At 64.2% G+C, this 2,622-nt stretch carries 3 protein-coding genes; 2 read left to right on the forward strand and 1 reads right to left on the reverse strand.

Going from position 1 to position 2,622, the window contains the following annotated elements:
* Positions 1 to 904, forward strand: a 904-nt coding sequence (locus AC1D00_RS35890; RefSeq protein ID WP_477013928.1) for an OprO/OprP family phosphate-selective porin, incomplete at its 5' end; no start/stop codon positions are given.
* A gap of 165 nt (positions 905 to 1,069) precedes the next feature.
* Here AC1D00_RS35890 and AC1D00_RS35895 read toward each other — a convergent pair.
* A complete protein-coding gene (locus AC1D00_RS35895; protein WP_404557216.1) occupies positions 1,070 to 1,453 on the reverse strand; it encodes a winged helix-turn-helix transcriptional regulator in 384 nt (127 codons plus the stop codon).
* Between the two features lie 133 nt (positions 1,454 to 1,586).
* On the opposite strand from AC1D00_RS35895, the gene AC1D00_RS35900 reads away from it, so the two are divergent.
* A complete protein-coding gene (locus AC1D00_RS35900; RefSeq protein WP_477013929.1) occupies positions 1,587 to 2,600 on the forward strand; it encodes a zinc-binding alcohol dehydrogenase family protein in 1,014 nt (337 codons plus the stop codon).
* Positions 2,601 to 2,622 lie beyond the last annotated feature (22 nt).

The raw sequence follows: 2,622 nt of genomic DNA on the forward strand, positions 1-2,622 counted from the left end.
CTCCAACGATCTTCCTTTCATGGAAAGGGCTTCGGTCGGTGTCATCGCGCAAAACATCGCCGCCGGCGACTTCCGTTCTGCAGTCGGCGCGCGCTGGTACAACGACGTGTTCTGGGCCGGCGCGTACGTGACTGGCCCGACCACGGGTGCGATTCACTCAGCGTCCAGCGTCTCACCTCCCGGCACCAGCGAGCAATACGGCGCGACGGCCCGCGTTGCAGGCCAGATCGTCAGCGGCAATGACTACTCGGTGCATCTCGGAGGCGACGCACAGTGGCYGATTCAGCCGCCGCGCAATCTGGTCGCCAACACGCAAACACTCACGCTCAGCGATCGTCCCGAGCTGCGCATCGATCCCACGACGCTGATCTCGACCGGTGCGATTGCCAATGTCTCGGGCGCCCAGGTTTATGGTGTCGAAGCCGCCGCGACCTATGGATCGCTGTTCCTCCAGGGCGAATACTACTGGTTCAACATCGATCGCAACGCGAACACCAGCGTGCCGTTAATCGGAGCGCCAAACCTGAAATTCCAGGGCGGCTACGCGGAAGCGGCCTACGTCTTGACCGGGGAATCGCGCAAGTACAATCCAGCGAACGCCGCCTATGGCGGCGTCAAGCCCGATCATCCGTTCTCGCTCGATGGCGGTGGCTGGGGCGCCTGGGAGATCGCCGGTCGCTATTCCACTATGGATTTGAATAATCAGCTGGCATCCGCCGCGGGCATCGCCGGCGGACGGCAGACCGTCTACACGCTGGCGCTCAACTGGTACGTCAACGGCAACGTCCGCTTCATGCTCGACTATCTGCATGGCACGGTGTCGCGGCAGGCCTCGCCGGTCTCGACCGCCGATGTCGGCTCGAAGTTCGACGCCGTGGCGATGCGCACGCAGTTCGCGTTCTGAACTCGTCGTCCCGGGGCGCGCAAATGCGCGAACCCGGGACCCATAGCCACAGGGAGTAGTTTGGCGAAGGCTCGGAGTTGCCGGCTCGCGTCACAACGAGCCTCTGTGGTTATGGGTCCCGGCCTTCGCCGGGACGACAMCGAGAGCTTCGCGGCCAACCTCTCCCTACGCGGCTCGCTTCGGCTTCTTGACCGGTTCCGCCTCGGGCGCCGGCGCGCAGGACAGCCGCTGCTGGTGGCTCTCGCCCCACGCCTTCAGGATATCGATCACCGGCCTGAGGCTCTCGCCGAGTTCGGAGAGGCAATACTCCACCCGCGGCGGCACTTCGGCATAGACCTTGCGGATGACGAGATTGTCCTCCTCCAGCGCGCGAAGCTGTTTTGTCAGCATGCGCTGGGTGATCCCGGGCATCCGGCGGCGTAGTTCGCCGAAGCGCTGGGTGCCGTCCTGGAGGTGGTAGAGGATCACGCCCTTCCACTTGCCGTCGATCAGGTCCAGCGTCGCCTCGACCGAGCAGCCGGGACGCCGGGTAAAATCTCGCCGCTTCATGCGTGTTTTCCCAATAGTATCCAAACAGGGACTATATCCCCGAATTTACAGTACTTGCCAAACCGGGGCCAGCGCGACAGTTAGCAGGCCGGGCGCACATCACAAGCTGCGCGCCATCTGATGGAGACAAGCCATGAAGGCCRTCGGCTACAAGAAGTCGCTTCCGATCGAGGATCAGGACGCGTTGATCGATTTCGAGACCGCAAAACCCGAGCCAAAGGGACGCGACATCCGCGTCGCCGTGAAGGCGATCTCGGCCAATCCGGTCGATTACAAGGTGCGCAAGCGGGCCGCGCCGCCCGAGGGCGAGACGAAGATCTTGGGTTATGACGCAGCGGGCGTGGTCGACGCCGTCGGCCCCGAGGTCACGCTGTTCAAGCCGGGCGACGAGGTGTTCTACGCGGGTTCGATCCAGCGTCCGGGCACCAACTCCGAATTCCACCTGGTCGACGAGCGCATCGTCGGCAACAAGCCCAAGTCGCTCTCGTTTGCGCAAGCCGCCGCCCTCCCCCTCACCTCCATCACCGCGTGGGAGTTGCTGTTCGACCGGCTCGGCGCGGTGCCGGGCAAGAGCGTCGATCCTCGAACGCTGCTGATCACCGGCGGCGCCGGCGGCGTCGGCTCGATCCTGATCCAGCTTGCCCATCGCCTCACCGGGCTGACGGTGCTAGCGACCGCGACACGGCCGGAGTCGCAGAAATGGTGCCTCGATCTCGGCGCGCATGCGGTGATCGACCATGGCAAGCCGATGAAGGAGCAGATCGAGAAGCTCAAGCTGCCGCCGGTGGCGCTGGTGGCGAGCCTCACCTTCACCGATCAGCACTACAAGGCGATCGCCGAGTTGATGGCGCCGCAAGGCCGGTTCGGCCTGATCGACGATCCGCCCGAGTTCACCATGAGCACGTTCAAGGGCAAGGCGATCTCGGTGCACTGGGAATCGATGTTCACGCGCTCCTCGTTCCAGACGCCCGACATGATCGCGCAGCATCATCTGCTCAATGACGTCGCCGATCTCATCGACAAGGGCGTGCTGCGCACCACGCTCGACCAGACCTTCGGCACGATCAACGCGGCCAACCTCAAGCGCGCGCACGCGCTGCTCGAGAGCGGCAAGTCGCGCGGCAAGATCGTGCTGGAGGGGTGGTAGGCGAGGCCTCATAGGGTGGGTT

The sequence above is a fragment of the Bradyrhizobium sp. P2_E8 genome, from assembly GCF_056403875.1.

Bases quoted from the DNA above. Each gene is read 5' to 3' on its own strand.
- AC1D00_RS35895 (WP_404557216.1), bottom strand. From the start codon at position 1,453: ATGAAGCGGCGAGATTTTACCCGGCGTCCCGGCTGCTCGGTCGAGGCG.